Source organism: Pedobacter roseus (assembly GCF_014395225.1).
In the GTDB taxonomy this organism is placed as follows: domain Bacteria; phylum Bacteroidota; class Bacteroidia; order Sphingobacteriales; family Sphingobacteriaceae; genus Pedobacter; species Pedobacter roseus.
Window position 1 is genome coordinate 3828117 of sequence record NZ_CP060723.1, and the last position, 12546, is coordinate 3840662.

Consider the following 12546-nt stretch of genomic DNA (forward strand, 5'->3'; position numbering starts at 1 on the left):
ATCTTAATTTGATGCCTTTTATGCAGTTAACGCTCTGTTAAAGCATCTACCAAAAATAACAACATGACTAAAATCTTATTCCTATTTTTTGCCCTCACAATCTTTTCTACAAGCGTAAATGCGCAAGATATATACCGTGTTACGGCCGATAAATTACGTGTTAGGGCAACTAAGGATTCGAAAAGTAAGGTAATCGGATCGATTTCTAAAAATGAAAATCTGACGGTTTTAGATGCAGGCGATGCTAAATTTTATAAGATTAAATTAAAAAACAGCGAAGGTTGGGTGAGTAAAGATTTCGTTAAAAAAATTGCCCCGGCGGCTAAACCAACAACTCCGCAAGCCAATACACCACAGCCAAGTACTACCACTCCAACAGCTACAAGCAATGACATGTACCGCACCACAACTGACGATTTGCGGGTGAGGGAAAAAGCTGATCCTAAAAGCAAAATTGTTGGGCACCTGCCAAAGAATGAAAATGTTGCTGTTATCGATTCATCAAATACAAGCTTTTACAAAATCAAAGTTACCAATGGCGAAGGATGGGTAAGCAAAGAATTTTTGGTGAGGATTTCTCCGGTAAATAAACCTGCTGCAGATAAAACAACTGTTGCTGCATCGGTTCCTTTACAAACCAAGAGTTATAACAACATTATCTTTTTTGCCGTTGTTGCCTTAATATTAATCACGATATTATATTTTTCAATCAAATATGCGAGTGGAAATAAATTTTTAATAGGCTTTTCGGTCATCGTAATCCTGGTGATCGGTTATTTCTGTTTCATTACCTTTATACAAGAAAAAATAGTTTCGGGCACCTTTGCCAGCAATGAAGATATCCAATACAAAACCTTCAATTTTAAATCAAAAGATTCGGTATCGGTTACCGATGCTTACAGGGATTCGATTTTTACCTCTAAATATGTAGTTGAGGGTGACATGATCAAATTATACGATCAGCAAAACACCATTATGTTATTGATCAGGGATGACCATACCTTAATTGGCGAAGGCTTTACGAGGGGAACGTTTACGAAAAAATAAATCTGCCACCTACCAAACGTTCCTACGGAACGAAAAAAACATATATTTTTTTTCTACCCATGATTCGTCCCGATGGGACGGCAAATATTGTTATTGCCGTTTATTTTTAATTGACACTTTTTTTTCATTGCTGTAAACCTTCCTGGCAAAATGGAAAAGATTGATTAAAAATTTATTTAACAGACATTTTAAACCATTGCCGGTAAACCGTCCCAGCGGGACGGCAAATATTGTTATTGCCGTTTATTTTAATTGACACTTTTTTTTCCATTGCTGTAAACCTTCCTGGCAAAATGGAAAAGATTGATTAAAAATTTATTTAACAGACATTTTAAACCATTGCCGGTAAACCGTCCCTGCGGGACGGCAATATTGTTATTGCCATTTATATTAATTGACACTTTTTTCATTGCTGTAAACCTTCCTGGCAAAATGGAAAGGATTGATTAAAAATTTATTTAACAGACATTTTAAACCATTGCCTGTAACCGTCACAGCAGGACGGGAAATATTGTTATTGCCATTTATATTTAATTGACACTTTTTTTTTCCATTGCTGTAAACCTTTCTGGCAAAATGGAAAGGATTGATTAAGAATTTATTTAACAGACATTTTAAACCATTGCCTGTAAACCGTCTCGGTGGGACGGCAAATATTGTTATTGCCATTTATATTTAATTGACACTTTTTTTTCATTGCTGTAAACCTTCCTGGCAAAATGGAAAGGATTGATTAAGAATTTATTTAACAGACATTTTAAACTATTGCCGGTAAACCGTCCCGGCGGGACGAATCATGGGTAGCCAATTTGTAATTGGCGTATCGTTCCGTAGGAACGTTTGATGTTTTTTTTTTACACAATCCTTTGTTTCTAAACCCGATAGAGCGGAATAGCCCGCAGCGCAGTGAGGACTATAAGCGATAGCGGGACTGCTGTTTGAGAAGAACTACTGCACATTCATTTTCAAATAATTAGATTAAAAATCATTATATTATGCTCATATATCACGTAATGTATCTGGTAAATTTAAATAACCACCCCGCCTTTCAGGCACCCCTCCATGGGAGGGGAATTATAAAACGCTAAAAATCAGCAACATTTATTAAAAAAATCTTTTCTATTAATTAAAAAATTTTTACCTTTGCAGTCCCTAAATAGGGAAAAAAGGAGATAATTAATTAATGGCTAAAAAACAAGTAGCAGAAAAAGAATTAGCAGCAAAAACAGCTGAACTTCAGGGAGAAGGCGGACGCCTGACTGAAAAAGAAACGATTGAATCAGAAGCTGATTCAGTTTCGATCGAATCGATCAAATCATCATTAGCAACACCAACCGAAGATTTCGATTGGGATGCAGATGAAAAAGTTTTCGGTAATTACAATGATGCAGACCGTAAAAAGTTTGAAGATATGTATGCCGGAACATTCAATCAGATCACTAAAGGTGAAATCATCAGCGGTATTGTTGTTTCAATTAACAACAAAGATGTAGTATTAAACGTAGGTTTCAAATCAGACGGTTTAGTTTCTACTTCAGAATTCCGTGATACACCGGATCTTAAAATCGGCGATTCAGTTGACGTTTTCGTTGAAGCACCGGAAGATGCTAACGGTCAATTGATCCTTTCCCGCAAAAGAGCAAAAACCCAAAGATCATGGGAAGCTATTAACGAGGCTCTTGAAAATGATAGAATCATCAACGGTTTCGTTAAGAGCCGTACTAAAGGTGGTTTAATTGTTGATATCATGGGCGTTGAGGCTTTCTTACCAGGATCTCAAATTGATATTAAACCTATCCGCGATTACGATGTATACGTGGGTAAAACAATGGAATTTAAAGTTGTTAAAATTAACCATGAGTTTAAAAACGTAGTAGTTTCTCATAAAGTGTTAATTGAAGACGATTTAGAAAGCCAAAAAGTAGAGATCGTTTCTAAATTAGAAAAAGGTCAGGTACTTGAAGGTACTGTTAAAAACATTACTGATTTCGGTGTTTTCATCGATTTAGGTGGTGTTGATGGTTTACTTCACATTACAGATATTTCTTGGGGCCGCATAGAGCATCCGAAAGAAGTATTATCATTAGATGAAAAAATCAACGTGGTTGTTTTAGATTTCGATGATGAGAAAAAACGTATCGCTTTAGGCTTAAAACAATTAACTCCACACCCTTGGGAGAACTTAAGCACTGACATCCAGGTTGGTTCTAAAGTAAAAGGAAAAATCGTAACTGTTGCAGATTACGGTGCTTTCTTAGAAATCATCCCAGGTGTTGAAGGTTTAATCCACGTTTCTGAAATGAGCTGGTCACAAAACTTAAGAAACCCACAGGAATTCTTAAAAGTTGGTGATGAGATCGAAGCTGAAGTTTTAACTTTAGACAGAGACGAGCGCAAAATGAGCTTAGGTATTAAACAATTATCTAACGATCCATGGCAAGAAGTTGCTGCTAAATTCCCGGTTGGAAGCAAGCACAAAGCAACTGTTAAAAACATGACTAACTTCGGCGTTTTTGTTGAAATCGAAGAAGGTATCGATGGATTAATCCACATCTCTGACTTATCTTGGTCTAAAAAAGTAAACCACCCTAACGAATTCACTAAAGTTGGTGATGTATTAGATGTTGTTGTTTTAGAACTTGATGTTGATAACCGTAAATTGAGCTTAGGTCACAAACAATTGGAAGAAAACCCTTGGGATACTTTCGAAACGATCTTCACTTTAGATTCGGTTCACCAAGGTACAGTTGTTAAAGTAACTGATAAAGGTGCTGTTATTGCTTTACCTTATGGTGTAGAAGGTTTCGTACCAACTAAACACATGGTTAAAGAAGACGGTACTTCGGTTAAAGCTGAAGAAACCAATGACTTCAAAATCATTGAATTCAACAAAGAAGCAAAACGCATTGTAGTATCTCACGCCCGTATCTGGGAAGAGGTTAAAGCTGAAGCTGTTGCTGAAGAAAGAGCAACTAAGAAAAAAGAAGCTAAAGCTGCGGTAACTGCGGTTAAAAAAGTTAAAGATTCTGTAGAGAAATCTACTTTAGGAGACTTAGACGTATTGGCTCAATTGAAATCGCAATTAGAAGGCGAAGAAAGCAAAGCTAAAAAAGGCTAGTTCTTTTTAACTGAATATATTAATCCCGATAGCGAAAGTTATCGGGATTTTTTTTGCTTCATCGAGTTTCCGTCATTTCGAGCGGAGTGCAACGAAATCGAGAAATCTTACTGTGCTAGATCTCTCCATTCTACTACGTTCCAGTCGAGATGACGTCGTGCTTCAATCTGAGGGACGAAGCAAACTCAATCAATGGATTTTGACCACCTAAGTCACCTGAGTACACTTAAGTTTTACAGCATACTTTTATATTTTCTTAAATGTCGTATATGGTTCAATATTTGGAAACGAACGCCATCCTAAATCGGTAACTCCTGCCCCGCTGTCCGCTTTACTCCGTTACACTTCGTGCCCGCTCCCATCGGGTTTATGTAACAAAGTAATTCGCCCTGCCAAACCTTTTCCTATCAACCGCCTATAATGACTACTTTTGAAAAGTGTAACCAAGTCTTTTCAGCATGAGAAAAATTATCCTTTTGTTTCTAACAATTATTTCGTTTAAACTTTCGGCACAGGAAGTAAGTATTATCCCTCAACCTGTTGCTATTAAATCAGATCAACAGGCACAACCATTTAAAATAGATATTACGACCAGTTTTTATGCCGATTTTGCTGCGATCAGTTCAATTAGTTTTTTAGATGAGTACCTAAATAAATATTATAATTTAAAACTGAAATGGTTTAAAAACCCTGACATTAAAAGAAAAAACATGATCAATGTGATCGTTGATAAAGGAGTAAGCAATCTAAATCAATATCAATTAAAGGTAGATCAAAATACCATTACCATTACAGCCGGATCAGACACCGCTGCTTTTTATGGCATCCAAAGTTTGATACAATTATTGCCAACATCAAAATCTACTACTTTAAATGTTCCAAATGTCGAAATTACTGATTATCCCCGTTTCGGTTACCGTGGCATGCACCTCGATGTAAGTCGACATTTTTTTGATGTAGCCTTTGTAAAACAGTACATCGATTATTTAGCACTTCATAAAATGAACTATTTTCATTGGCATTTAACTGATGACCATGGCTGGCGGATTGAAATCAAAAAATACCCTAAGCTTACTGAAATTGGGGCCTGGAGAAATGGCAGCATTATTGGCCTGTGGCCCGGACAAGGAAATGAAAACATCAAATATCAGGTTTTACCAACAGAAGTTAAAATTACCCCTATAGACGCAGTACTCCAAACAGATGGCATTAAATATGGAGGCTACTACACGCAGGAGCAGATTAAAGAGGTTATTGATTATGCCGCTAAACGTTACATTACCATTATTCCTGAAATTGAAATGCCTGCGCATAGCATGGCTTTATTAGCTGCCTACCCTGAATTAGGAACCGAGCCCAATAAAAAATATGAAGTTGCCCAAACCTGGGGAATGATGAACAAATATAACAATGTTTTACAGGCTTCGGATACGACTTTTAAATTTTTGGAAAACGTTTTAACAGAAGTGATGGATTTATTCCCATCGCCATATATCCACATTGGTGGTGATGAAGCCTCCAAAATATGGTGGAAAAAATCTGCTGTTTCGCAAGAGATAATGAAAGCCAACGGATTGAAAAACGAAAGTGAACTGCAAAGTTATTTTATCCGCAGGATGGAAAAATTTGTAAACAGCAAAGGCAAAACCATTATCGGCTGGAACGAAATTTTACAGGGCGGTTTGGCGCCAAATGCGGTGGTAATGAGCTGGCAGGGCGAAAAAGGTGGTATTGAAGCCGCCAAACAGCAACATAAAGTAATTATGACGCCTGAAATTAAAATGTATTTTAACCACGCCCAGTTTGCAAAGGAAGATAGTTTAACAGCCAATAAATTTTCTCCACTAATTGATGTATACAATTACGAACCCGTACCGGCCGAATTAACAGCCGAACAGGCTAAATACATCTGGGGTGGACAAGGCTGTTTATGGAGTGAGTATATCACCAATCCTGCGAAAGTTCAGTATCAGCTTTTCCCCAGATTGGATGCTTTAAGCGAAATTTTGTGGAGTCCGAAAGAAAAACGTAACTATTCCGATTTTCAGAAAAGGCTTAAAACACAGTTTAAACGCTACGATTTGATGGGATTAACTTACAGCAAAAAGTATCTAATAGAAAACTAAAATGAAATTACGCAATCTTACAATTATTTTATTCCTTTTAATATCAAGCAGTAGCTTTTCTCAATCATCAAAACTGGAGAAAAAAGAAATTGAGCTTATTAAGCTTTACAATAAACTTTATCCTGAAAGCGCTAATAATGATATTGATAGTACATTGTACTATTCAAAAAAAGTTGAGGAGAATTTTATTGCTTTGATAAAAAACAATCCAGAAAGCATTAACTATACTTTTAGAAAATTATTGGCAAAAAACACTTGCAATATAAATACTTCAGCTGATGGGAATTTTAGAATATACAGTTGGGACGATGGAATCGGTGGAACAATGCGGTATTTTAAATCAATAATACAGTGGAGAAATAATGATAAAATTTTTTCTAAGGTAGTGGAAGAAGAAGATGCAAATGGCGGTAGTTTCTGTTCTAAAATATATTCGGTTAAAATTCAAAGCAACATAACCTATTTTGCTATATCTAACAGCATCCAAACAAGCAAAGATGTTGTACAAATAATTCAAGCATTCCGAATAACTGGTAATAAATTAACTTCACCAAAAGTATTTAAAACTAAAAACGAAATGCTAAACTACATTGATGTATATTTCGATTTTTTTAGCGTTGTTGATAGACCAGAGCGCCCAGTACAGCTTATTACCTATAATACAAGTAGGCAGTCGATATTTATTCCTTTAGTAAATGATAAAGGAACTGTAAAAAACCAAGCTTTAGTATATAAGCTAAAACCTAACGGTTATTTTGAATATACCGGTGTAGAAAATTTCAAGTACAATTAGCTAAGAAAAAGTAATATTCATCTAGAAATTATGGCATACCAAAGATGCGCTAATTTAATTAGTTCGACTATTGTTTTAATGAATCAATTGTTTTACCACCTGCACTTGGTAAGCACCAGGTGTAATACCCACTATCTTTTTAAATGCCCTGATAAAGTAATTGGCATCGTTAAAACCCAGTTCATAACTTATTGAAGCTACTTTTGTACCAGGCTGGGCCAGTAAAAGTTTAGCTTTATTTATTTTTTCGGTTAAAATAAAGTCGTTCGGACTAATGCCCAGTTCGCGTTTAAACAACCGGTAAAATGTTGCCTTGCTCATACAGGCCTTATCGCTCAAACTGTTAATGCTTATCTTCTCGTTCAGGTTCGATTTAATGTAGTTCAGTACAAAAGCCAGCGGGTTTTGATTGAGGTTATAACCGTCATCGCTGATGGTTTTAAGGTTTTGGGTCTGCATAATGCGTACCAACAACTCTTTTAGCGTTAAATCGGCCAGCACATCTTTTTCTTTTGTACGTTCGGAGCAGATGCGGATCACCTTATTAATAAGGTAGGCAATTTCTTCGTTGTTGTAAAAATGGTATTCATCATAATTCAACAACCACTTTTCGTTACTTCCCTCCTTTGGAAAAAACTCGTTTAAATAAACAATTGTTTTTTGGATCTGTTCCTGATCAATAGCCAAAGCAATACATTGTGTCGGGTTCAGACTGGTAGCTTCCGGAAAATCAATTTCCATAGTAACGGATGGAGGAACAATAACGGTTTGACCAGGAAAATAATCAAATCCCGCTTTATCGAACAGATGCATCACCTTTTTACCCCTCAGCATACTCGTAATCACAAAATCGTTAAAAGTAAGGGGAACTTTATAAGATTGGGTATAGGTTTCGAAAACATTTAATTCGCAGCGCTCTAAAGTATAGGAAGTTCTGTTCTCTACCAAAGTCTTTAAGGTTTCCGAAGCGCTGAGCTTTACCTGATCCAATGTATGTTGCATAAACCGAAATAATTTTGGTTAGACTTATTTACTATAATCAAATATAACGATTTCCATCTTTTTAAACCGTCATCCCTAGTGTCTATTATCCTGCTAAATACGACAATCCCCACTAACTGAGCACCAAGATTGGTACTGCTTCAAGATGGTTACAAAACCTGAAACGATAATGCTACCGATTGATCCGATTATCCTATCTGTTCCGCCCGCTTTGCCATTAGGTTTGTATTAACCAAATCTTATTACCACAAAAATCATGATGAGCAATCCCACTAAAATCCTATGTCTAATCCTGCTCATGGTGACTTTTAAAATTTAATCATCAATAATAATTATGGAAAATTTAATTGAGAAACCATCATTCAAATCCCATTACGATAACTATATCGGCGGAAAATTTGTAGCACCGGTTAAAGGCGCCTATTTCGACAATATATCACCGATTGATGGCAAGGTATTTACAAAAGCAGCCCACTCTACCAAAGAAGATTTAGAACTGGCGGTAGATGCTGCGCATGAAGCATTTAAAACCTGGAGCAAAACTTCTTCAACCGAAAGAAGCATCATCTTAAATAAGATTGCCCAACGCATGGAAGATAACCTGGAGTACCTGGCAACTGTTGAAACCATAGATAACGGAAAAGCGGTTAGGGAAACTTTAGCGGCTGATTTACCACTTGGTGTAGACCATTTCAGGTATTTTGCCGGCGTGATCCGAGCAGAAGAAGGTTCATTATCAGAACTCGATCAAAATACAGTGTCGCTTATTGTACACGAGCCAATTGGCGTAGTGGCACAGATCATCCCCTGGAATTTTCCACTTTTAATGGGTATCTGGAAACTGGCTCCCGCCCTGGCAGCCGGAAACTGTGTGGTGTTAAAACCAGCAGAAAGCACGCCTGTTTCAATTATGATCTTAATGGAACTGATTGGCGATTTATTACCTCCGGGCGTGGTTAATGTGGTAAATGGTTTTGGCGCAGAACTTGGCCGTGCACTGGTTACCAATCCCAAAGTTTCCAAAGCGGCATTTACAGGCTCTACCCCTACCGGAAGATTGGTGATGCAATATGCTACTGAAAATATTATCCCGGTTACTTTAGAGTTAGGTGGAAAATCGCCAAATATCTTTTTCAGCTCGGTGATGGCCGATGATGATGCCTTTTTAGATAAAGCAGTAGAAGGTGCGGTAATGTTTGCTTTAAATCAAGGTGAAATCTGTACCTGCCCATCGCGTTTATTGATTCAGGAAGATATTTACGAAAAATTTATTGCCAAAGTAATCGAGAGAACCGAAGCGATAAAAATCGGTAGTCCGCTCGATAGAACGGTAATGATGGGTGCGCAAGCCTCAAAAATCCAATATGAAAAAATTGCCCAATACATTAAATTAGGAAAAGAAGAAGGTGCGGAAGTATTAACAGGTGGAGAAGTAAATGAATTACCCGGCGAATTGGGTGGCGGTTATTACATTAAACCAACCATTTTTAAAGGCCATAATAAAATGCGGATTTTCCAGGAAGAGATTTTCGGTCCGGTGTTAGCCGTGACTACTTTTAAAACGGTTGAAGAGGCGATCGAAATTGCCAATGATACTTTATATGGTTTGGGCGCTGGTGTGTGGACACGCGATGCCCATGAGCTTTATCAGGTGCCTCGCGCCATCCAGGCAGGCCGTGTTTGGGTAAACCAATACCATGCTTATCCTGCAGGTGCACCTTTTGGTGGTTACAAGCAATCAGGTGTAGGTAGGGAAAATCATAAAATGATGCTGGGCCATTACCGTCAGACTAAAAACATGTTGATTTCTTACGATAAAAATAAATTGGGTTTCTTTTAGTTAGATCATAGTTAATGGTCTGTTGGTTCATAGCCTATCGTTTATGGCAATAGCCTAGTAGATCATAGTTACTGGCTTGTTAGTTGAATACTCATCGTTTTATCGCAGTAGCTTAACAAGTTTTAAAAAAGACATGCGATAGGCACCATGGCTATCAACCATTAGACTATTAACCATCAACAATAAATAATCATGATTGAGCGAATAGATTGCACAGAGAAAGCCAAGGAACTGATTGCGGTACTTAAAGAAAAGCACGGTGAACTCATGTTCTACCAGGCCGGTGGCTGTTGCGAAGGCACTCAACCGCAATGTTTCGAAAAAGGAGGCTATTACCTGCGGATGCGGGATGTTTGTTTGGGTGAAGTAGAAGGTTGCGAATTCTGGGTAGACAGGGATCTTTTCGAATATTGGAAATTCTCGCATTTTACCTTAGATGTGCTGGATGGATTTGGTGTAGGTGGTTTTTCTTTAGAAACACCATTGCAAAAAACATTCAAAATACATTATCGCTTATTTACAGAAGAAGAATTAAAAGATTTAACTCCTGTTAAAACGGCGGAGTAATTGTTGTTTATTTGGTTTAAACAGAAGCCAGCCTGGAGAAATCCGACTGGCTTTTTTTTGATAAATGCCAAAAGCTGCCTCGCAATGACGACTTTTCTTCCTGCTTTTAAAAATAAATGCAATCTTTGCATTCAAAACAAAATCATGCGTAAACTATTTGCTGTCCTCTCCACCATCATTACCATATTTGCCATTAAAGAAGCAGTATATGTTTTCATTTCTCAGGAAGCAGACATGATAAAACAGCGCCCGATCCTGATTGTAATTTCATTAAGTATTTGCATTCCATTGATCGTGTTATCGCTGTGGTTATGGTCGCCGGGCAGAAAGAAAAACGATCAGCAAAACTAAGGGTAAAACTTACTTTTCAACTCGGCTGTTGGTACCCAACAACTCTCCTGCTTTCCCCACCACTTATAACGGTTTTTAGCAATAATATCGTAAAACCAATCGCGGATAACTTTCGGAACTGCGTAAAAAATATAGAGCAGAGGAAATAGTCCGCTGAGTTTTTTAGCGATGCGTAAGGCTGCCGATGATTTAGTATAAAGCTTTCCATTTTCCAACAGCAAAACCGTATTCAGTTTTTGCAAATCGACACGATATTCAGGCAATGTTTCTTTGGCATAATCTCCCTGTAATGCCGTAAACCTAAAATGATTTTTTTTATCGTGAGTAATTACAAACTGCACCGATGCATTGCATAAGTTGCAAATGCCGTCAAAAAAAATTATAGGTTGGGCCATAGCATAAAGTTAGCCATTAAAGCTGCTTTAAAAATCAATTTTCTGTACTATTCCGATTTATCTACACCATTTATTGGCTATAAAAAAGATAATCCTGTAAATTAGCCTTTGTTATTTAGCTGATGTATGATGTATATTTCGATCAACAATAAACTGTTTTTACAGGAAGATGCCAATATTTCGGTAGCCGACCTTTCCATTCAAAGAGGATACGGAATTTTCGATTTTCTGAAAACGATCAACAACAAATCCATTTTTATACAGGATTATTTTAACCGTTTTTATCACTCGGCCAAAGAAATGAACCTGGAAGTGGAACTTAACCGCGAACAGCTTCATGAGGCAATCCTTAAATTGATCGAAAAAAACAACATTCCAAATTCGGGCATCAAAATTATCCTTACCGGTGGTTTCTCTGAAGATGGTTATACAATGGTAAAACCAAATCTCATCATTATCCAAACGCCTTTAAATATTATCGAAACTGAAACCAAAACGGGGGTCGCCCTGGTGAGCTATAACCACCAGCGGCAAATACCACAGGTAAAAACGATCGATTATTTACAGGCCATCCGTTTACAGAAATTTGTAAAAGAAAACGGAGCCGACGACCTGCTTTACCATAACAATGGCAAAGTGAGGGAATGCCCAAGGGCAAATTTTTTCATTGTGACCAACAGCGAGATTATTACAGCGAAAAATGAAGTTTTAAATGGGATTACCAGAAAGAAAATTTTAAGTCTGGAAATTCCTGGTTATACTTTTAGTGAAAGGGATTTTACTGTAGACGAGGTGTACGATGCCAAAGAAGCTTTCATCAGCAGTTCTACAAAAAATGCCTTTCCTGTTAATAAAGTCGATGGAAAATTGATAGGTGATGGAAAAAGTATCATTACGAGGTTAATCAATGATAATCTTTTAAAGCTAATCGAACTAGACCAGAACAATTGAAACAGTGGGTTTTTACCCTTAATAAATGCAGAAAACCAACCACCTAAACCGGATGGAAACGGCAGCTCCCGATCCGATAGCTATCGGATGAAAATTGGGACTAAAGTGTACAGCCGGACTAACGTTAAGATAAAAAGCTGAGCTTGCTTTCCAAAATTTAAGCTAAAAAACAAATTAAGCTGAAAGCAGAAAGACTAAAGCTTAAAAAGATTAAATGGGAGTCTGTGGTTTTTCAACTTTAGTCTTTTTGCTTTATCCTTTCTGCTCCTCCAAAAAAAATATTTTACGCATTACATTTTGATAAAGAACAATTTAACAATGAAACCCTAAAACAATCTACATTCAACTTTCCTACC

At 37.1% G+C, this 12546-nt stretch carries 10 protein-coding genes; 8 read left to right on the top strand and 2 right to left on the bottom strand.

The window, feature by feature from the left end:
• Positions 1–63: 63 nt before the first annotated feature.
• From H9L23_RS15710 to H9L23_RS15725, 4 genes are all read left to right on the top strand, one after another.
• On the top strand, positions 64–1047 hold the full coding sequence (locus tag H9L23_RS15710; protein ID WP_187591303.1) for an SH3 domain-containing protein: 984 nt from the start codon (positions 64–66) through the stop codon (positions 1045–1047).
• Between the two features lie 1183 nt (positions 1048–2230).
• Positions 2231–4165 carry a 30S ribosomal protein S1 gene (gene rpsA / locus H9L23_RS15715; RefSeq protein WP_025144672.1) on the top strand — a complete coding sequence of 645 codons (1935 nt, stop codon included), beginning with the start codon at positions 2231–2233 and terminating at the stop codon, positions 4163–4165.
• 458 nt (positions 4166–4623) lie between these two features.
• Positions 4624–6291 (top strand): beta-N-acetylhexosaminidase, encoded by a 1668-nt coding sequence (locus tag H9L23_RS15720; RefSeq protein ID WP_187591304.1) that lies wholly within the window; start codon positions 4624–4626, stop codon positions 6289–6291.
• Between the two features lies 1 nt (position 6292).
• Positions 6293–7084: a hypothetical protein gene (locus H9L23_RS15725; protein ID WP_187591305.1), complete on the top strand. Its 792-nt coding sequence runs from the start codon at positions 6293–6295 to the stop codon at positions 7082–7084.
• Between the two features lie 75 nt (positions 7085–7159).
• On the opposite strand, the gene H9L23_RS15730 is transcribed toward H9L23_RS15725, so the two are convergent.
• A complete protein-coding gene (locus tag H9L23_RS15730) occupies positions 7160–8086 on the bottom strand; it encodes a helix-turn-helix transcriptional regulator (RefSeq protein WP_187591306.1) in 927 nt (308 codons plus the stop codon).
• Positions 8087–8420: 334 nt separating this feature from the next.
• Here H9L23_RS15730 and H9L23_RS15735 point away from each other — a divergent pair, with 334 nt between their 5' ends.
• The 3 genes from H9L23_RS15735 to H9L23_RS15745 all read left to right on the top strand — a co-directional run bounded on the left by H9L23_RS15735 (position 8421) and on the right by H9L23_RS15745 (position 10844).
• Positions 8421–9926 (top strand): aldehyde dehydrogenase family protein, encoded by a 1506-nt coding sequence (locus H9L23_RS15735; protein WP_187591307.1) that lies wholly within the window; start codon positions 8421–8423, stop codon positions 9924–9926.
• A 192-nt stretch (positions 9927–10118) separates the two neighbouring features.
• Positions 10119–10493 carry a DUF779 domain-containing protein gene (locus H9L23_RS15740; RefSeq protein WP_187591308.1) on the top strand — a complete coding sequence of 125 codons (375 nt, stop codon included), beginning with the start codon at positions 10119–10121 and terminating at the stop codon, positions 10491–10493.
• 144 nt (positions 10494–10637) lie between these two features.
• Positions 10638–10844, top strand: a complete 207-nt coding sequence (locus tag H9L23_RS15745) for a hypothetical protein (RefSeq protein ID WP_187591309.1) — start codon at positions 10638–10640, stop codon at positions 10842–10844.
• Here H9L23_RS15745 and H9L23_RS15750 read toward each other — a convergent pair.
• On the bottom strand, positions 10841–11239 hold the full coding sequence (locus H9L23_RS15750) for a thiol-disulfide oxidoreductase DCC family protein (RefSeq protein WP_187591310.1): 399 nt from the start codon (positions 11237–11239) through the stop codon (positions 10841–10843). The two genes, H9L23_RS15745 and H9L23_RS15750, sit on opposite strands and share 4 nt — an antisense overlap.
• Before the next feature lie 126 nt (positions 11240–11365).
• Here H9L23_RS15750 and H9L23_RS15755 point away from each other — a divergent pair, with 126 nt between their 5' ends.
• Positions 11366–12190: an aminotransferase class IV gene (locus H9L23_RS15755; protein WP_187591311.1), complete on the top strand. Its 825-nt coding sequence runs from the start codon at positions 11366–11368 to the stop codon at positions 12188–12190.
• The last annotated feature ends 356 nt before the right edge of the window (positions 12191–12546 follow it).

Coding starts and splice junctions, on each gene's coding strand:
- H9L23_RS15755 (WP_187591311.1), top strand. CDS start 11,366: ATGATGTATATTTCGATCAACAATAAACTGTTTTTACAGGAAGATGCC.
- H9L23_RS15725 (WP_187591305.1), top strand. CDS start 6,293: ATGAAATTACGCAATCTTACAATTATTTTATTCCTTTTAATATCAAGC.
- H9L23_RS15730 (WP_187591306.1), bottom strand. CDS start 8,086: ATGCAACATACATTGGATCAGGTAAAGCTCAGCGCTTCGGAAACCTTA.
- H9L23_RS15710 (WP_187591303.1), top strand. CDS start 64: ATGACTAAAATCTTATTCCTATTTTTTGCCCTCACAATCTTTTCTACA.
- H9L23_RS15735 (WP_187591307.1), top strand. CDS start 8,421: ATGGAAAATTTAATTGAGAAACCATCATTCAAATCCCATTACGATAAC.
- rpsA (WP_025144672.1), top strand. CDS start 2,231: ATGGCTAAAAAACAAGTAGCAGAAAAAGAATTAGCAGCAAAAACAGCT.
- H9L23_RS15745 (WP_187591309.1), top strand. CDS start 10,638: ATGCGTAAACTATTTGCTGTCCTCTCCACCATCATTACCATATTTGCC.
- H9L23_RS15740 (WP_187591308.1), top strand. CDS start 10,119: ATGATTGAGCGAATAGATTGCACAGAGAAAGCCAAGGAACTGATTGCG.
- H9L23_RS15720 (WP_187591304.1), top strand. CDS start 4,624: ATGAGAAAAATTATCCTTTTGTTTCTAACAATTATTTCGTTTAAACTT.
- H9L23_RS15750 (WP_187591310.1), bottom strand. CDS start 11,239: ATGGCCCAACCTATAATTTTTTTTGACGGCATTTGCAACTTATGCAAT.